Source organism: Flavobacterium sp. W22_SRS_FP1, assembly GCF_052113685.1.
In the GTDB taxonomy this organism is placed as follows: domain Bacteria; phylum Bacteroidota; class Bacteroidia; order Flavobacteriales; family Flavobacteriaceae; genus Flavobacterium.
In genome coordinates, this window is record NZ_JBGQOE010000016.1 from 52,598 (window position 1) to 70,418 (window position 17,821).

Here is a 17,821-nt window from a genome sequence, read left to right on the forward strand (position 1 = left end):
AAAACCTCCTCTAAGACTTTTAAAATAAATGTAATTAATGTACCTTGCTAATCTATATAAAAGTGAAATTATGAAAGAGAATAAAATGCTGAATTACATCAAAAATGTATTAGAAAATATGCCAGCCGGTTGGTTAAATCTAACAACGCATCGTCTAGACATTTATGATGAAAAATTAGCCAAAACACAATTTTTAGAAGAGTTTGAGCTATTGTTTAAAGACAACAATTCTGAATCATCAGCACTCAATGAATTACACACTGCTTACGACTATATCCGGTTAGGTCATCCGCTATCTTGTATACTAGAATGGGGAATTGCTGACTTAAATAATCTACAGCCAAAAAATGTAATCAGTTTTTCTTCAAAGACAGTTCCTGTTTTAGCAATTCTAAGAAAAAATTTATTAGATAATAAAAACACTCAGATTTTTTATACTGGAGAGTTACCCGAATTTTTTAATGCGGAAATACTGCTCCATGTTTATGGTTATAAACTTGACTTAAAGCATATTAATAAAGTAGATGAGATTCCCGCATTTGATGGGAGTACAATTTTTATTTCACAACAAGATGAAATTAGTACTATTGCTACCAACCCAAACATTGACTTTTTTATCAATATTCATCCTCATTTTGGAAGTGTTTTATTAGTACAAGGCAAACAAAATGAAAGTTACATTTCAGAAATTCAACATGTACGTAGAAGAGAGACTATCGCAATGACGCCGACCAACTGTCTTTCTGCCTTAAATACTCTATTAGACCAACCTACTTTTGACACTGGTAAAAGTAACCTCGAGGCAAACAAAACCTTGGTCTTAGATTCAATTGTCGGCATTACTGGCACAACTACAAAGCCATTAGTTGCTTCTAGTGGACTATCTATTCAATATGCTATTATGATGGGGCTAGTTCACGATGCTTTAGAAAACCATAAAGGAAAATCAATAAAATTTATTGTACCTCCCAATTGTTATGGTGGTACAAATGACCAAGCAAGACGCGTCGCTGCTTGTATTGAAAATGTAGAAGTAGTTGATTTACCAGTCGATGGTGATAACGAAATGGTTCAAAGTATTGATGTAATTTTAGATAAAATGGCACATGAAGATGCTATCCCGTATATTATTGCTGAAATTCCAACAAACCCTCGAGTTGAAGTACCAAATCTTATAAACTTAAAAAATGCTTTAAGTAAAGTGCGTAAAACTGCAACTGGTGAAATCGCGATAGATCCCGTTTTTATTTTGGACCAAACATTTTGTCCTAACGTACATTTTTTAGGTGAAAATGAAATACTATCAAGCGTTAGTACCATTTCATATGTAAGTGGTTCTAAATTTCCAAGTGGTGGGCAATGTACTGCTGGCTACTGTGTAGGAAATAATAAAACGGAAGCTTTGATGGAGAAAATAAAATTGCATCTCGAACTTTGCGATAACGAGGCTACCAATCTTCAATATGAAATATTAGCAAAACAATTGCCTTCAATGAATCAAAGAATTAATGAGGCGTATACAAATACACGTGAATTTGTAAACTTTATCCACAAGGCTTTGCCAGCGGCAAAAATCAACTTTGTTTCAGAAGAACTAGCAAATCTAGGATTCACCCCATCTGTATTTTCATTAGACCTTCCTACTAAAGGAAATACGGATGAAGAAAAAGAATCTTATAAAAGAGATTTAAATCTTAAGCTAATTAATTTAATGATTACTGAAATCCCTGAAGAAAGTAAGTTCTGTGTGAGCTATGGACAGTTAAAGGGATGTTACTGGACGATACCTGCAACATCTACTCAAGGGACTACTAAAGAAGGTGACAAAGATTATATTGTTCGTGCTTCACTTTCTCCTAACATAGATTTGGAGCGCCATAAACAGGTATTTTTAGATTTTGTTAAACAAATATAACTAAGAGGGAGGCGTTACAGCCTCCCAATTTTTTCATATTATTAAGTGTTTTATTTTAGCATGTTCTGCTAAGGCTTTTGGTTCTTATTCAATAGCCGTTTATTCAGACGCAAAAATATAAACGAGCAATTCCCGCTTGTTATAATTTCTCACGGCAATTGGCTCTCCTTTTTTGCACCGGACGGTTATCACATTTTTAGCAAAAAACGGTTATATGCTAGCAATGTTAAAACATTACGAAAACAACTGAAACAATAATAAATTAGAAAAAAGTGTTAAAATCTTCAATACTGATTGCGACATCTTAGTTTGACAAATGTAATAACAACAGCTCCAGCCTACTACTTTCATGAAAATTCGTTGGACCAAGTCAATATTCCCACTTTATTATTCATCGCAGAACGAGACCATTACACACCAAAAAAATGAACATCAGATGTTATTTTAAATAGTGTTCGAAATAAATCAAAAGTGATACTCAAAGTTACAAGGAACGCAAGACATTTTTCATTTATTAGTCCATTCACAGCAACAATGAAATCCCCAAATTTCTCCCACAAACAGACCTACATGACTTTGACGAAGAAGCATTTCATGAAGAGTTGCCATTAGAAATATTTAACTCTTTAGAGCAAAAACTAAATACAAAATAGTAGATGTGCAATAGCATTAGAAATCTAAATTTTTAGGTTTTAAAGGGCTTTTTCCCTAAGCGAAACCTTTCCCAAAATAGCTAATACTGCTCATGCCAACTAAAATTATCCTGAATAATTTGTGCTTTTTCTTTCTTTAAATAATCTAAAAAAGCGAGGGAAACAGGCGAGTGCTTTTTACCTTTCAGCCATATTAAACTCCAAGTTGTTTTAATAGGAAGCCCTTTAATAGGGATTATTTGTAGTTCATTATTTTGCAGTTCACTTCTTATTCCTATCAACGGCATGATGGAACAGCCCAAACCAGCCAATAATGCTTGCTTAACTGCTTCGTTAGATGTTAGCTCCATTTTCTTTAGCACCGATATGTTATTGCGTTCAATAAAGCTCACCATAGTTTGTCTTGTGCCTGAACCTTTTTCTCTGAAAATTAAAGGCGAATCAGTGAATATTTCAGAAATGCTAACCCCTTTTTTAAATTTTGTTTTCATGTCGTTTACTAAGAACAACTTGTTTTGAAGCAAATCCAATTTTTCGATTTTCAGAGTATCAGGCAAAATTGATACCAGCGCAAAGTCGACTTCGTTATTTACTAAACTCTCCACCACCTTATTCTTATTAGTAACATCCATTAATAATTCTATCTCTGAATGTTGTTTCATAAAATCAGCGAGGAAATAGGGCATTATATACTTACCAGTCGACACCACTGAAATCTTCAGACGTCCTGATAATTGTCCTTTATAAGCCGATGTTTTATAGTTGATGGCATACACTTGATTGATTATGTTTTCGGCAGCTTCGGCAATTTCCCTACCAAAATCGGTGATGTATATTTTCCTGCCAAGAACCTCTGTTAAGGGTATTTCAAACTGATCTTGGAAATTTTTTAGCTGAATAGAAACTGCTGGTTGGGTTAGGTGCAACTCTTCTGCAGCCCTAGTTACACTTTCTGTTTGAACGATTTTCAAAAATATCTGTAGTTGATGCAGTGTATAATTCATAAATAATTTTAATGGTTAGCATTACAAATATAAATAAAAATTAATGAAAAAAGTTTCTGAATTTTGTAAGATAAAATCTATCGTTTAAATCTTACATATGAAAACAAACAAAATAATAAGTGCTTCATTAATTGGATTAATGTTCACTAGTTGCGCAATTATTAGACCGGGAGAGGTTGGTGTTAAACAAAATTTAGGGGTTCTTTCCAGTGAAGTTAAATCTCAAGGAACTGCTTTTTATAACCCTTTTACTGGAAAAGTAATAAAAACCTCCATTCAAACAAATAACTTGGAACTATCTCTGAGTCTTCCCAGTAAAGAGGGGTTGAGCATTACATCCCAAATTTCGATTCTATACAAGTTAGACAAAGGTAGAGTCCCTGATATTATCAGAAATATTGGATTGAACTATGAGTCCATAATTGCTAATGTCTTTAGATCCGCTTCTGCAGATGTCTGTTCTCAATTTTTCGCAAAAGATATGCATTCAGGAATGCGCGCAACAATTGAAAACGAAATCAAGAACAGAATGGATGAGATATTAGTTCCGCAAGGAATAATAGTTGAGTCAGTTTTAATGAAAAGTATTCAATTGCCAATTGGTTTGTCAGCATCTATCGAAAGAAAACTTCAAGCAGAACAAGATGCCATGCGAATGGAGTTTGTATTACAACAAGAAAAATTAGAAGCAGAAAGAATCATAATCGAAGCCAAAGGAACTAGGGATGCCCAAAACATTATTTCTGAAGGCTTAACTGATCAAATTATTAAAATTAGAAGTATTGAAGCATTTAAAGAGTTGTCAAAATCACCTAATAGCAAAATCATAATAACAGATGGTAAAACGCCATTTTTAATTGACGGTAATATTTAAGAGGATGACAAAGATAGCCGTTGCAAAAGGAGATGGAATAGGTCCTGCTATAATGGATACCACTTTAGAAATAATTTTAACTGCAGGCGCTGCAATTGAATTTGAAGAAATAGAAGTGGCTGAAAAAGTCAAAAATGCTTGGCTCAAAACCTTAGAAGATGGAGTTAATACTTATCATATTTTTAAAGAAGGCATCAGCAAAGAAAAAGTAGGGACAGAAGAATTTACTAAAGCAGTAATTGCTAATCTTGGCCAAAAGCCATCCATTTTAAACCCAGTTTCGTACTCTACTAATTCTGCTTTAATTCTTCCAAAATACAAACGAAAACCTGCTGCGAAAAAAGACTTGGTTGTAATTGACATTTGTACACTGGAATGGAACGAACCAAAATAAATTAGCAGAAAAAATAAAAAAAATAGAGAGTGGGTCTATCAATCTTACGATGATTACCAACAAAGGAATCAAAGTTTGGCCTGATGGTTTTGAGGAAAACTTTTGTACTGAGCATTGGAGATGTCATTTTAAGCCGAACGGAGATTCTGAAATAGACAAAACAAATATTATTGAACTACTACTAAGCAATCTTAATCAAAATATAGATGCCATAAACACTAAAAACCTATACTCATTTGATGGTAAAGCGGAATATTCGCTAGGACAAAGCCAATAATCATTAAAATATAAAAGCTATGATAAATGTTACTATCTATCTCAAAAAGGAGCATAATCCTACTGAATTGATACAGTTCCTATTAAAGGAAAAATTAATTGCTTCCGCTTCTTTTGATAAAAATAATATATCCTATAATTTGAGGGAAGAGGCTTTTTCTGAAGAAGTGTATGATGTCATCACTGCGTTATCAAAAGCTTCATTATTCAATACAATTGTGGCAGCAGTAGAAACAAAAATTGGAGCAGAAACACCAATTAACTCAACTCCAATTGTTGGTTCTAACAGATTATTTGACCACACCATAAAAGCGATTCCTATTTAAAGATTAATGTCGGGATCTTAGAGCTTATAAGAGGAAAAAAATTATCTCCATCGAAATAATGAAGAAGGCTGCAAGAGTAGAAGAGTTAAAGTTAAATGCCGTCAAAAAGAGCTGTTTTAATGAAAAAATAAAGTAAAACAAATAAGGAATCAAATAAAATTAATTCCTATTAAACATCGAATAATCTATGAGAATGACAGATATTAGAATTTGTGCAGCACTTATAATAATGATACTCCTTTTAGGACTATCTTTTATTTCAACAGATGCCCTTAATAGCGGACTCTGCGTTACACTGTCAATAATTATTGGCGCAGTAATATTTAGACAACTATCGAACCAAAAGAATTTAGAAAAATGAAAAACACAAAAGAATTGAAACTTATTGACGGTCATTTCTCTCCTGACGAGGCTAGAGAAATATTAATGAATGTTTTCTTAGGTAAAATTGATTTTCATCAAAATAAAAACTTTAGCACAGAAGAACGTTTTGGAAAACAGGACGTCACTGCCCTAAAGAGAATTCCTGAATTACAAAGAAGCATGGATTCTATATCTAAAATAATAGAAGAGGCAAAACAAAATAATGAAACCCTACAGATAACTTCTGAGGTAAGGATAAGTTTATCTAAATCTTAAAAATTATGTTTGAAGGGAGAGACTTGGTTATAGCAACCAAACACAACAAAGAAAAAGTAATCGCACCAATTTTAGAACGTGAACTAGGCGTCAAGTGCTTTGTAATACCAGACATAGATACTGATGAACTCGGGACTTTTACAGGAGAAGTAGAAAGAAAAGAAGATCCTATCACAACAGCTAGAAACAAATGCTTGTTAGCTATGAAGCTAACAAACTGCGATATGGCTATAGCGAGCGAAGGTTCTTTTGGACCGCATCCATCCATTTTTTTTGTTCACGCCGATGACGAGTTTTTGCTATTTATGGACAAGAAAAACAACTTGGAAATCATAGTGAGAGAGATAAGTATGGAAACAAATTTTTCTGGCGCAATGATTACCAGCAAAACTGAACTTACTGAATTTGCCAACAAAGTGAACTTTCCATCACATGGTCTAATTGTTAGAAAGGCGGATACCGATTTTATTGAAATTGAAAAAGGCGTTAAGAATTGGAGAAAACTAGCAAAGGTATACACTCATTTCATCAGGTTATACGGAAGCGTTTATGTAGAGACAGATATGAGGGCGATGCACAATCCATCTCGTATGAGAGTGATAAAAAGCGCCACCGTTAAATTAGCTACAAAAATAAAATCCCTTTGCCCCCATTGCAAAACTCCAGGCTTTGGCATAACCAATACAAAGCAAGGGCTACCTTGCCAATTATGTAATTTACCAACTCGTTCTACTTTGAGTCACATTTATAGCTGTCAAAAATGTTCGCATTCTAAAGAAGAAAAATATCCAAATAATAAACATTGCGAGGACCCTACCTATTGCGATATCTGTAATCCCTAAAAAAACAGGCTTGGTTAAAAGCTAATATTAATAAAGTCAGCAAATCTCTAACGTGTAATTACATAATTGCCTCTCTTGCTAAAAGCTTTTATTACTTGGTACGAAATAGCTATCGTAAAAGAGTACTATTATACCCTATTCCCTCTCGTGATTATTTATAAGAATACTACTATCTAAAAATAGCTACTACTTCAAAAAAGTTATTTATATTTGACTGGTATGTACTTTACAATATCGACAATCAAACCAATTTTGGTCGTATACTCGCTAATTCATAGCGACTAAATAAAAGGTACCAACAATTTTAAAAATAATCGCAACTATATAATGACAAAATTTTCTGAAATTGTAACAAAAAATGCTTTTTTAAAATTCATAAATAATCCTTACCAAAAGAGTAATAGAAATTTTAAAAAAGATTTTACAATTTTCATTTTTCTTACAATTTTAAACTTCTTAGTTTTATTTATCGCATCTCTTTATACTAGTGAACCATTTATCGAAGAAAGTGATTTGAAATTATATAATATTGAAAAAATTTTTCCATATCTAATTTTAATTCCATTAATTGAAGAATTTAGCTATAGAGGATTTTTAAGATTTAAGAATAAAAAGATTTTTATAATTAGTGTCATCGCTGTAATAACTTTATTAGCAACATTTATCAAAGTCGACATCTATCGAAACTCATCGATAATAGTAATAATGATCTTAACATGCTTTATTTACTTTCAAAATCAACTCTATGAAAAATTTTTGCTTTATATTGATAGTTATTTAAAATATTTAATCTGGATTTCTTCAATTATTTTTGGTCTTATGCACTTATCAAACTTCAATAATTTTGAATATGTAAATTTATTAGGTATAACAGAAAAAATTATTGCCGGTCTATTTTTTTGTTATATCACCGGAAAATACAATATTTTTTATTCCTATTTTTTTCACGCATTAAATAATAGTCTACCATTTTTCATTATTATTTGTTACAAATTAATACCGTAAAACTATTGCTAAAAGCGGTTTCATGAAATGGCGAAAAACCTGCTAAATTTACGTTTTTCTTTCGCAAGGAATATTATCTTGATGAAAACATGCGGTTACAAAGTTCGTCACTTCTTGAAGCCGCGAAACGTAAAAAAATCATAAAAAACGCTAATACTAATTTTGATAATATTGGCTTAAGCCACTGTCAAAACTCTATTAATAGAATGAAAATGTACAAATTGACATCTGCATCAAAACACTAAATATACTTAAGATTTTCCTCGCTAATAGGCCGTATTTCAACCTTCTATTTTGAATAGATTTCTGAACACTTTCCCCAAAACCAATATAATTTCAATTTAATTCCTTTATATTTACGATATAACCAATAATAAATAACGCAGAATAATGGCTAAAACAGCTATTTGCTTTAAAGCTAATCAAGCCTATTTAGCCTCCTATTCACTAAAAACGACATTTATGAAAACGATGACTTGTAGTCAATTAGGTGGAGCATGTGATGAAGAATTTCATGCTAAAACTATAGAAGAAATGACTGAATTGAGCAAAAAGCATGCTACAGAAATGATTGAAAAGGGAGACGAAGCACATATCAAAGCAAGGAAGGAAATGCAAGAACTAATGCATTTTTCAGAAGGTATGAATGCCTGGTTTGAAAATAAAAGAAAAACATTCGATTGTTTGGCCCACGATAATAAGTAATTCAGCTTAAACGTAAAAACCCTTTCAAAATAAAATTTGAAAGGGTTTTTATAATTAGAAAGGAATACCTTTAAATTCCGGCCACCGCTTTTATTTCATCAATAATACGCAAGGCCACAGAATCTGCCTGTGCCTGCGAAGGTGCTTCTGTATAAATACGAATAATAGGTTCTGTATTCGATTTTCTTAGATGTACCCATTCATTTGCGAAGTCAATTTTCACTCCATCAATTGTTGTGATATCTTCATTTTTGTATTTCTCCGTCATAGCAACAAGAATCGCATCAACATCAATTTGTGGTGTCAACTCAATCTTGTTTTTACTCATGTAATATTCTGGGTAGGAAGCGCGCAAAGCAGAAACGGTCATTTTCTTGTTAGCCAAATGCGTTAAGAACAAAGCCACACCCACTAAACTATCACGGCCATAATGGGACTCAGGATAAATAATTCCCCCATTCCCTTCTCCACCTATAATGGCATTGTTTTTTTTCATCAAGTCAACTACATTCACTTCACCTACAGCACTTGCTTCGTAACTTCCCTTATGGAGATTTGTCACATCACGCAAAGCACGAGAAGAGGACATATTCGAAACCGTATTTCCAGGCGTTTTACTCAACACATAATCAGCACAAGCCACTAGTGTATATTCTTCTCCAAACATTTCACCGTCTTCACAAATGAAGGCCAAACGATCGACATCTGGGTCGACCACGACACCTAAATCAGCTTTTTCTTTAACAACCAATTCTGATATATCGGTTAAATGTTCTTTCAGGGGTTCTGGGTTGTGAGGAAACTGTCCGTTAGGTTCACAATATAATTTCACCACTTCCACTCCCATCAATTCAAGTAATTTTGGAATAATAATCCCACCAGATGAGTTCACTCCATCTACTACTACTTTGAATTTAGCTGCTTTTACAGCCTCAACATCTACTAGAGGCAAATTCAAAACTTCATCAATATGAATATCCATATAGGCATCATTTTCGGTGATCTCCCCTAGACTATCCACATCGGAAAAGTCAAAAGCTTCTGTTTCTGCAATAACAAGAATTTTTTCGCCTTCAATTCCATTCAAGAATTCCCCTTTGCCATTCAATAATTTCAAGGCATTCCATTGTTTTGGGTTATGGGAAGCCGTAAGGATTATTCCTCCGTCTGCTTTCTCCAAAGGAACCGCTATCTCTACAGTAGGTGTTGTTGACAAACCCAAATCAATTACATCGATTCCTAATCCTATTAAAGTATTCACTACCAGATTATGAATCATGGGACCAGAAATACGAGCATCACGACCTACAACAACTTTTAGTTTTTGATTGCCCGTCTTAGTTTCCGAACTGTTTTTCAACCAAGTACCATATGCCGAAGCAAATTTTACGGCATCAACTGGCGTAAGGTTGTCACCCACTTTACCTCCTATGGTCCCACGAATTCCCGATATTGATTTTATTAATGTCATTCCCTATATTTTTAAATTTTGAGTAATTTCTTTATAACTTGAGCAAATATAATAATTGACAGTTTAAAAAAGTCAATTAGAATTCATAATTTAGGCGAATGAACTTTTTAGCACACATATACCTTTCGGGAGACAATGATTTAATTAAAATAGGTAATTTTATGGCTGATGGGATTCGGGGTAAACAATTTGAAACTTTTCCAATGGAAATTCAAAAAGGAATAGCTCTTCATAGAGCTATAGATACTTTTACAGATGCACATCCCGTTTTTAGAACAAGTACGAAAAAATTACATAAACGTTACCATCATTACGCCGGCGTTATTGTCGATGTCTTCTACGATCATTTTCTTTCAAAGAACTGGACTAATTATTCCAATGAGGGACTTGATGATTACATACAACGGTTTTATCAGTCCTTGAATGACAATACCGCTATTCTTACGGAAAAAACAATCTACTTGATGCCCTATATGATTGAACAAAATTGGTTGTTGAGTTATCAAACGGTTAACGGGATTGACAATATATTAACCCAGATGGATAGCCGAACGAAAAACAAGTCAAAAATGCGTTTCGCTAGCGAAGAACTTCAGGAGTCCTATTTAGAGTTCGAAAAAGAATTTACTGTTTTCTTTGAAGATTTAAGAGCACATGCAAATGAAAAACTAATATCCTTGCAATAAATTTATAATGACCCATTACTATAAAACGACTCTTCCAATGAAAAAAATAGTACTACTGCTTTGCTTGGCTATTGTAAGCTGTAAGTCGAATGAAAAATCAATTGCTCCAACTGGTCTGCTAACAGATAAAGCCATGGTTGTCTCTGCTCGTGAAGAGGCCTCGGAAATAGGAGTTGAAATCATGAAAAAAGGTGGTAATACCTTTGATGCGATGGTCGCAACGGAACTTGCGTTAGCTGTTTGCTATCCTCAAGCCGGAAATATAGGCGGAGGTGGTTTTATGGTCTATAGAAAAGTAAATGGAGAAACCGGCGCGCTAGATTATAGAGAAAAAGCACCACTGGCAGCTACTAAAGACATGTTTCTCGATAAAGACGGAAATGTAATTGAAGGTAAAAGTACAGCTACCGCGTTTGCATCCAGTGTTCCTGGAACTCTTGCTGGCTTATTTGCTGTTCATAAAAAACATGGTTCTTTGCCTATTACAGAGATCCTTGCTCCGGTAATCGCTTTAGCAAAAAAAGGGGTTATTGTGACCAAATTTCAGGCGAAAAGCTTAGCTGATTACAGGGCTACTTTCATCCAAATTAATGGGCCAAATAGTTTGTTTTCCAAAGAATACAAGGTCGGTGACACGATTAAATATCCTGCTCTTGCACAGACTTTACAGCGAGTTTCTGATAACGGACGAGATGAATTTTATAAAGGAGAAACTGCTCAAAAACTAATTAATTTCTTAAAAAACAAAGGCGGGAATATGACAGTCAAAGATTTGAATGTCTACGAAGCAAAATGGAGAGACCCAATCACTTTTAAATACAAGAGTTTAAAAATCACTTCCATGTCACCACCAAGTAGTGGAGGTATTTGTTTGAACCAAATTATGAAAATGATTGAGCCTTTTGATCTTGCTCAAATGGGACACAACAGTGTTAAAGCCATTCAAGTGATTACAGAAGCAGAACGAAGAGCCTATGCTGACCGAAACTTTTATTTGGGAGACCCTGATTTTGTAAAACTTCCTATTAAAGAGTTATTAGATTCTGTCTATCTAGAAAACAGAATGAGTGATTTTTCATTCGATAAAGCTTCAAAATCTTCCGAAATTGGAGAGGGAAAAATTCCAAGATACGAAAGCAAACAAACCACTCATTACTCCATTGTGGATTCCGAAGGGAATGCAGTTTCTGCTACAACAACTTTAAATGACAATTACGGATCTAAAATATATTGCGATGAATTAGGTTTCTTTTTAAACAACCAAATGGACGATTTTAGCGCTAAACCAGGTGTTCCAAATCTTTATGGGCTTACGGGTACAGAGGCTAATAGTATTGCACCAGAAAAAAGAATGCTGAGTTCTATGACACCAACCATCGTAGAGAAAGATAAAAAATTATTTATGGTCGTGGGAACTCCTGGCGGTTCTACCATTATTACATCCGTAATGCAAACGATATTGAATGTATATGAATACAACATGAGCATGCAAGAGGCCGTTAATGCAGCTCGTTTTCACCATCAATGGCTGCCAGATGAAGTCACATTTGAACCCAATTCATTTGATAAAGAACTATTGAGAAAAGTAAAAGAAAAAGGATATAAAGTCAACGAAACCAACAAGGAAATTGTAGGTCAGGTGGATGCGATTTTAGTCTTACCAAATGGCAAACTGGAAGCTGGAGCAGATAAAAGAGAAGATAACAAAGCGGTTGGATTCTAAATTACTGTTAACTGCTTCTGTTATAATAAATAATATAAATACCCTAGAAATGAAAAAATTTATCGTTCTATTATGCATCCTTTCAATAGGTTGTAAGGCTCAAAATACTTCAGTACAACCAACAGGACTTATCGCCAATAAAGCTATGGTTGTTTCGGCACGAGAGGAAGCTTCAAAAATTGGTGTTGAAATCATGAAAAATGGCGGAAATGCATTTGACGCAATGGTTGCCACAGAATTGGCACTTGCAGTAGCCTATCCGTATGCAGGAAACCTTGGAGGTGGCGGTTTTATGGTATATAGAAAAGCAAATGGTGAAACAGGAACTCTAGACTATCGAGAAAAAGCTCCTTTAGCAGCTACAAAAGACATGTTCCTTGATAAAGAAGGCAACGTCATCGCGGGGAAAAGCACAAAAACTCCATTGGCAATAGGAATTCCAGGAACCATTGCGGGAGTTTTTGCAGTTCATAAAAAACTAGGCTCTTTGCCAATGAAAGAAATATTGAAACCTGTAATAGAATTGGCAGAACGCGGCGTTATAGTCACTCAAAAACAAGAAGAGCGTCTTAACAGCTACAGGGAAGAATTAATAAAAATAAACGGTTCCAATTCAGTTCTTTCAAAGGTATATAAAGAGAATGATATAATTAAATATCCTACGCTGGCAAATACTTTAAGACGTATCTCAAAGAATGGAAGGGATGAATTTTACAAAGGAGAAACAGCAAAAACATTAGTTGCTTACTTAAAGGAAAAAGGAGCCATTATCACGATGGAAGATTTGGCTAAATATGAGGCCAAATGGAGAGATCCAATTACTTTTAAATATAAAGATTTGAATATCATATCGATGGCGCCACCAAGTAGCGGAGGAATCTGTTTGGCGCAGATATTCAAGATGATTGAACCTTATGATTTATCGAACATGGGACACAATTCAGCGGCAGCCATTCAGGTTATTGTCGAAGCAGAAAGAAGAGCCTACGCAGATCGCAGTTTCTTTTTAGGCGATCCTGATTTTGTTAAAATGCCACTAAAAGCATTGATGGATGAAACGTATCTGAAACAAAGAATGTCCAGCTTCAATTTAGATAAAGCGACTCTTTCCTCTGACATCAAAGAAGGAAAAGTAAATTACAATGAAAGTATGGAAACAACGCATTACTCGATTATTGATCAATTTGGAAATGCCATTTCGGCAACTACCACATTGAACGCGGGTTACGGGTCAAAATACTATTGCGACGCCTTGGGTTTTTTCTTAAACAATGAAATGGATGATTTCAGTGCAAAAGCTGGAGTGCCCAACATGTTTGGACTGGTGGGTAATGAAGCGAATAGCATTGCTCCCGAAAAGAGGATGTTAAGTAGCATGACGCCTACGATTGTTGAAAAAAACGGAAAGCTATTTATGTCCGTAGGATCTCCGGGAGGTTCCACTATCATCACATCCGTATTGCAAACCATACTGAATGTTGCTGAATACAATTTTAGCATGCAACAAGCGGTAAACGCGCCTAGATTTCACCACCAGTGGTTGCCTGACCTAATCACTTTTGAACCTAATACTTTCGACACAAAGACTTTTGAAACTCTAAAAGGAAAAGGATATCTAATTAACGAAAAAACGACGCCAGTAATCGGAAAGGTGGATGCTATTTTGGTACTACCAAGCGGAGCGCTAGAAGGTGGAGCAGATTTTAGAGGAGACGACAAAGCGGCTGGTTTTTAAGTTATGCCTTTCATCGCTCAATTAGAAAATACTTTTGTTGAAAAAAGTGATGCCGAAAATGCTTTTGCAATGGCAAAATACATGAGAAATAAGTTTGATTTCTTTGGAATAAAAACTCCCAAACGTAGACAGTTACTTAAAGAAATATGGAAAGAAAACGAACAAGAGGTTGCCACTAATATAAGATCTATAGCAACTCTCTTATTTGAAAAAACACAACGGGAATTTCATTATTGTGCAATAGAGATTTTAACAAAGGAGCTGAATAAGAATTATAAAAAGGAAGATGTTAAGTTGATTGAAAAGCTGATAACTACAAATTCCTGGTGGGACACTGTTGATGGTATTTCAAAAAATATTCTAGGTCAATATCTGACAGAATTTCCAGATTGCACTGCTTCAACAGTATCTAAATTCTCCGATGCAGATAATATGTGGTTGAACCGAAGTGCTATTTTATTTCAATTAGGCTATAAAGACAAAACTGATTTCGGTTTACTGAAAGTAATCTGTATCAAACATAAATCCTCTTCTGAGTTTTTTATTCAAAAAGCAATTGGTTGGGCTCTACGAGAATATGCCAAAACAAATCCAAAGGCAGTAAAGAAATTTGTTGCTACCAATGACTTAAAGCCTTTGAGCAGAAAAGAAGCTCTCAAAAACTTAAATTATGCTTAAATTAATAGTAATTTAGCACTTTCAAAAATAAATAAATGCTTAAGAAATTCCTTTCTAAACTAGAAATTTTAATTGTATGGTCCCAATCCATATTGACAGAAAAGCAATTTATTTTCCTATCTAGTGTATTGGTTGGTATCAGTTCCGCATTTGCAGTAATTGTTCTAAAGACTTTTGCCCACTGGGTTTTTTCATTTGCCACTTACATCAATGGAATTTTAAAGTTGAGTTTTATAAATAGTATTTTACCCATTGCAGGACTAGTATTGACCGTATTTATCATAAAAAAGGTCTTGGGCGGTACTATCGAAAAAGGGACTTCTCAAATTTTATATGCAGTAGCCAAGAAAGCCAGCATCATTCAAAAAAAGCAAATGTACGCCCAAATCATTACCAGTTCCTTAACTGTTGGTCTAGGCGGATCTGCGGGTTTAGAGAGTCCTATTGTGGTTACCGGAGCTGCTTTTGGGTCTAACTATGCCCAGAAATACAAACTGAGTTATAAAGACAGGACTTTACTAATAGGTTGCGGTGTTGCCGCAGGAATCGCGGCAGCCTTTAATGCACCAATTGCCGGAGTTTTATTTGCGATAGAGTTTTTATTAGTCGACGTTAGTATTTCAGCATTTACCCCCATTATGATTGCAGCCGCAACGGGTGCTTTGGTGTCTGAAATCGTATTGGACGAAACGATACTATTAAATTTCAGACAACAACAAGTTTTTGATTACCATAAAATACCTTTTTACATTCTTTTGGGGGTGTTAACCGGCTTCATGTCAGTTTACTATACTAGATATTTTCAGAGAACAGAGCTCTTTTTTCATAAACTTAAATTGAATCCCTACAAAAAAGCACTTGCAGGTGCCTCAATTCTTGCCGTTTTAATTTTTATTTTTCCAACACTATTTGGTGAAGGGTATGAAAGCATTAAAGTATTGTCAGACAGCGATCCAGGAAAACTACTAGAGAATACACTTTTTAGTGGTTTCAGAGATAATGCATGGGTTCTTTTGGCATTTGTGGGACTAACGATGATGCTCAAAGTTTTTGCTACCGGAATCACTCTTGGAGCTGGGGGAAACGGAGGTAACTTTGCTCCCGCTCTATTTTTAGGTTCTTATCTTGGTTACTTCTTTTCTAAAGCACTTAACTTATCAGGTCTGACTCAGTTACCGGTCAGCAATTTTACCATGGTTGGTATGGCTGGAATTTTGAGTGGGTTGTTTCACGCCCCTTTAACTGCTATCTTCCTTATTGCAGAGATTACGGGAGGATACAGTTTAATGCTTCCATTGATGCTGGTCGCTTCAATCAGTTTTGCAATTTCAAAACGATTTGAAAAACACTCCATGGACGTGAAAGATCTGGTGAAAAAAGGCCATGCTTTTACAAGCAATAAAGACACCAATGTACTTTCAACATTGGATACCAATTCCATCATACAGACGGATTATCTAACAGTCTCGCCAGATGAAAATCTAGAAAAACTGGTCGATTTAATATCCCATTCCAATCAGGTTATTTTTGCCGTTGTAGACAAAGAGAAGCACTTGTTAGGTATTGTACATTTCAATAATATTAGAGAAATAATCTTCAATACTTACAGGGTAAAATATACTTTGGTAAAAAACATCATGGCTGAGCCTACAGAGATAATCTACCCATTCAACAGTATGGAAACGGTTATGAATAAATTTGAGCGATCAAAAGTAGCATTTCTGCCAGTGATAAAAGATGAAAAGTATTTTGGTTTTATCTCAAAATCCACAGCTCTTGAAGCTTATCGTACCAAACTGAAATCGATGACCATAGAATAAATTACTATCGGATAGAATAAAATTTAATAGTTCCCGATAATAGTAGTATCTTTGTGGTTATGTGGAAGATAGACTTAAACCATAGAGAAGAATTTCAAACAACATTTGATCGTTTGTATGAAAAAAAGCAAGTTTTGCAATCCAGCAGACCTTTGCCAAACATCGCCTTGAATAAAATAAAAGAAAGTCTTTCTATAGAATGGACGTACAATTCAAATAGCATTGAAGGAAATTCACTGAGTTTAAGAGAAACCCAAATGGTTCTTCAGGAAGGCGTTACAATCAAGGGAAAATCATTACGAGAACATTTTGAAACACACAATCACGACAAGGCGATAGATTACTTATTTTCGATTGTGAACAAGGATTATGTTTTACGCAGTATTGATATTTTATCTTTACATGGATTGGTATTACGTTCTATTGAAGATGACTTTGCAGGTCGCTTGCGCAACTTTGGCGTTCGTATTTCAGGAGCTAATTTCGTACCTCCAAATGCCAATAAAGTCTCTGATTTATTAGATGAATTAATTGTTTTTATCAATACGAATCCTTTACAACTTAACGATATTGAACTAGCTACTGTTTTTCATCACAAACTAGTTTGGATCCATCCTTTTTTTGATGGCAACGGCCGCACTGTGAGGTTAGTAATGAATTTATTATTAATGCGTTGTGGATTTCCACCTGCCATCATCCTTAAAAATGACAGAAAGAAATACTATGAAGCACTCAATCAAGCCAATGCAGGCAATTATCAAAAGTTGACTCTTTTGATGTGTCAGGCAGTAGAGCGCACGCTTAATATCTACTTGAATGCACTTCCGGGCAATGATAATGAATATATTGAAATTTCTAATTTAGTTCAGGAACCCAATATGCCTTACGGCCAAGAATACATTAGTCTACTTGCAAGACAAGGGAAAATTGATGCTTACAAAGAAGGCCGGAACTGGCTAACTACAAGAGCAGCCGTTGAGCAGTACATCAATACAAGAAAGAGAAAACGCTAACTACAATTAGCGTTTTTTTATATCCCATTTTAACATAAACTTCTAAAGTGTTCAATGAAAAG

The 17,821-nt window shown here is 34.6% G+C and carries 17 protein-coding genes; 15 read left to right on the plus strand and 2 right to left on the minus strand.

Annotated features, from left to right (window positions below; genetic code table 11):
- Positions 1 to 70: 70 nt before the first annotated feature.
- Complete coding sequence (locus tag ACEN2H_RS10480; protein ID WP_441732292.1) at positions 71 to 1,915, plus strand: cystathionine beta-synthase; 1,845 nt, start codon at positions 71 to 73, stop codon at positions 1,913 to 1,915.
- 733 nt (positions 1,916 to 2,648) lie between these two features.
- Here ACEN2H_RS10480 and ACEN2H_RS10485 read toward each other — a convergent pair.
- Positions 2,649 to 3,572, minus strand: coding sequence for a LysR family transcriptional regulator (locus ACEN2H_RS10485; RefSeq protein WP_441732293.1), 924 nt, complete (start codon positions 3,570 to 3,572; stop codon positions 2,649 to 2,651).
- Positions 3,573 to 3,669: 97 nt separating this feature from the next.
- On the opposite strand from ACEN2H_RS10485, the gene ACEN2H_RS10490 reads away from it, so the two are divergent.
- From ACEN2H_RS10490 to ACEN2H_RS10525, 8 genes are all read left to right on the plus strand, one after another.
- The gene (locus ACEN2H_RS10490; RefSeq protein WP_441732294.1) at positions 3,670 to 4,446 is read left to right on the plus strand and encodes a prohibitin family protein; all 777 of its coding nucleotides are present in this window, start codon (positions 3,670 to 3,672) and stop codon (positions 4,444 to 4,446) included.
- 4 nt (positions 4,447 to 4,450) lie between these two features.
- Complete coding sequence (locus ACEN2H_RS10495; protein ID WP_441732295.1) at positions 4,451 to 4,840, plus strand: hypothetical protein; 390 nt, start codon at positions 4,451 to 4,453, stop codon at positions 4,838 to 4,840.
- On the plus strand, positions 4,803 to 5,117 hold the full coding sequence (locus ACEN2H_RS10500; RefSeq protein WP_441732296.1) for a hypothetical protein: 315 nt from the start codon (positions 4,803 to 4,805) through the stop codon (positions 5,115 to 5,117). Before ACEN2H_RS10495 ends, ACEN2H_RS10500 begins: the two co-directional genes overlap by 38 nt.
- A gap of 19 nt (positions 5,118 to 5,136) precedes the next feature.
- A complete protein-coding gene (locus ACEN2H_RS10505; RefSeq protein WP_441732297.1) occupies positions 5,137 to 5,442 on the plus strand; it encodes a hypothetical protein in 306 nt (101 codons plus the stop codon).
- Between the two features lie 357 nt (positions 5,443 to 5,799).
- The gene (locus tag ACEN2H_RS10510; RefSeq protein ID WP_441732298.1) at positions 5,800 to 6,081 is read left to right on the plus strand and encodes a hypothetical protein; all 282 of its coding nucleotides are present in this window, start codon (positions 5,800 to 5,802) and stop codon (positions 6,079 to 6,081) included.
- A gap of 5 nt (positions 6,082 to 6,086) precedes the next feature.
- Entirely contained in the window at positions 6,087 to 6,923 is an 837-nt protein-coding gene (locus tag ACEN2H_RS10515; protein WP_441732299.1) for a DUF6671 family protein, read from the plus strand.
- Between the two features lie 327 nt (positions 6,924 to 7,250).
- Positions 7,251 to 7,928: a CPBP family glutamic-type intramembrane protease gene (locus tag ACEN2H_RS10520; protein ID WP_441732300.1), complete on the plus strand. Its 678-nt coding sequence runs from the start codon at positions 7,251 to 7,253 to the stop codon at positions 7,926 to 7,928.
- 390 nt (positions 7,929 to 8,318) lie between these two features.
- Complete coding sequence (locus tag ACEN2H_RS10525) at positions 8,319 to 8,633, plus strand: DUF1059 domain-containing protein (RefSeq protein ID WP_441732301.1); 315 nt, start codon at positions 8,319 to 8,321, stop codon at positions 8,631 to 8,633.
- A 70-nt stretch (positions 8,634 to 8,703) separates the two neighbouring features.
- On the opposite strand, the gene glmM is transcribed toward ACEN2H_RS10525, so the two are convergent.
- Positions 8,704 to 10,104, minus strand: a complete 1,401-nt coding sequence (gene glmM / locus ACEN2H_RS10530) for a phosphoglucosamine mutase (RefSeq protein WP_441732302.1) — start codon at positions 10,102 to 10,104, stop codon at positions 8,704 to 8,706.
- Between the two features lie 98 nt (positions 10,105 to 10,202).
- Between glmM and ACEN2H_RS10535 the strand changes: the two genes are divergently transcribed.
- Genes ACEN2H_RS10535 through ACEN2H_RS10560 form a run of 6 tightly spaced genes read left to right on the plus strand, consistent with a single transcriptional unit; the run spans position 10,203 to position 17,759 of the window.
- Complete coding sequence (locus ACEN2H_RS10535; protein WP_441732303.1) at positions 10,203 to 10,790, plus strand: ACP phosphodiesterase; 588 nt, start codon at positions 10,203 to 10,205, stop codon at positions 10,788 to 10,790.
- Positions 10,791 to 10,827: 37 nt separating this feature from the next.
- A complete protein-coding gene (ggt, locus tag ACEN2H_RS10540) occupies positions 10,828 to 12,513 on the plus strand; it encodes a gamma-glutamyltransferase (protein ID WP_441732304.1) in 1,686 nt (561 codons plus the stop codon).
- A 49-nt stretch (positions 12,514 to 12,562) separates the two neighbouring features.
- Positions 12,563 to 14,248 carry a gamma-glutamyltransferase gene (gene ggt / locus ACEN2H_RS10545; protein WP_441732305.1) on the plus strand — a complete coding sequence of 562 codons (1,686 nt, stop codon included), beginning with the start codon at positions 12,563 to 12,565 and terminating at the stop codon, positions 14,246 to 14,248.
- A gap of 3 nt (positions 14,249 to 14,251) precedes the next feature.
- Positions 14,252 to 14,926 carry a DNA alkylation repair protein gene (locus tag ACEN2H_RS10550; RefSeq protein WP_441732306.1) on the plus strand — a complete coding sequence of 225 codons (675 nt, stop codon included), beginning with the start codon at positions 14,252 to 14,254 and terminating at the stop codon, positions 14,924 to 14,926.
- Between the two features lie 35 nt (positions 14,927 to 14,961).
- Positions 14,962 to 16,746 carry a chloride channel protein gene (locus ACEN2H_RS10555; protein WP_441732307.1) on the plus strand — a complete coding sequence of 595 codons (1,785 nt, stop codon included), beginning with the start codon at positions 14,962 to 14,964 and terminating at the stop codon, positions 16,744 to 16,746.
- Between the two features lie 59 nt (positions 16,747 to 16,805).
- Positions 16,806 to 17,759 (plus strand): Fic family protein, encoded by a 954-nt coding sequence (locus ACEN2H_RS10560; RefSeq protein WP_441732308.1) that lies wholly within the window; start codon positions 16,806 to 16,808, stop codon positions 17,757 to 17,759.
- The last annotated feature ends 62 nt before the right edge of the window (positions 17,760 to 17,821 follow it).

What these genes read in the sequence shown, in the direction of transcription:
- ACEN2H_RS10490 (WP_441732294.1), top strand. Translation starts at nt 3,670, where the DNA reads ATGAAAACAAACAAAATAATAAGTGCTTCATTAATTGGATTAATGTTC.
- ACEN2H_RS10520 (WP_441732300.1), top strand. Translation starts at nt 7,251, where the DNA reads ATGACAAAATTTTCTGAAATTGTAACAAAAAATGCTTTTTTAAAATTC.
- ACEN2H_RS10555 (WP_441732307.1), top strand. Translation starts at nt 14,962, where the DNA reads ATGCTTAAGAAATTCCTTTCTAAACTAGAAATTTTAATTGTATGGTCC.
- ACEN2H_RS10525 (WP_441732301.1), top strand. Translation starts at nt 8,319, where the DNA reads ATGGCTAAAACAGCTATTTGCTTTAAAGCTAATCAAGCCTATTTAGCC.
- ACEN2H_RS10495 (WP_441732295.1), top strand. Translation starts at nt 4,451, where the DNA reads ATGACAAAGATAGCCGTTGCAAAAGGAGATGGAATAGGTCCTGCTATA.
- glmM (WP_441732302.1), bottom strand. Translation starts at nt 10,104, where the DNA reads ATGACATTAATAAAATCAATATCGGGAATTCGTGGGACCATAGGAGGT.
- ACEN2H_RS10560 (WP_441732308.1), top strand. Translation starts at nt 16,806, where the DNA reads ATGTGGAAGATAGACTTAAACCATAGAGAAGAATTTCAAACAACATTT.
- ggt (WP_441732304.1), top strand. Translation starts at nt 10,828, where the DNA reads ATGAAAAAAATAGTACTACTGCTTTGCTTGGCTATTGTAAGCTGTAAG.
- ACEN2H_RS10505 (WP_441732297.1), top strand. Translation starts at nt 5,137, where the DNA reads ATGATAAATGTTACTATCTATCTCAAAAAGGAGCATAATCCTACTGAA.
- ACEN2H_RS10515 (WP_441732299.1), top strand. Translation starts at nt 6,087, where the DNA reads ATGTTTGAAGGGAGAGACTTGGTTATAGCAACCAAACACAACAAAGAA.
- ACEN2H_RS10550 (WP_441732306.1), top strand. Translation starts at nt 14,252, where the DNA reads ATGCCTTTCATCGCTCAATTAGAAAATACTTTTGTTGAAAAAAGTGAT.
- ACEN2H_RS10480 (WP_441732292.1), top strand. Translation starts at nt 71, where the DNA reads ATGAAAGAGAATAAAATGCTGAATTACATCAAAAATGTATTAGAAAAT.
- ACEN2H_RS10535 (WP_441732303.1), top strand. Translation starts at nt 10,203, where the DNA reads ATGAACTTTTTAGCACACATATACCTTTCGGGAGACAATGATTTAATT.
- ACEN2H_RS10485 (WP_441732293.1), bottom strand. Translation starts at nt 3,572, where the DNA reads ATGAATTATACACTGCATCAACTACAGATATTTTTGAAAATCGTTCAA.
- ggt (WP_441732305.1), top strand. Translation starts at nt 12,563, where the DNA reads ATGAAAAAATTTATCGTTCTATTATGCATCCTTTCAATAGGTTGTAAG.
- ACEN2H_RS10510 (WP_441732298.1), top strand. Translation starts at nt 5,800, where the DNA reads ATGAAAAACACAAAAGAATTGAAACTTATTGACGGTCATTTCTCTCCT.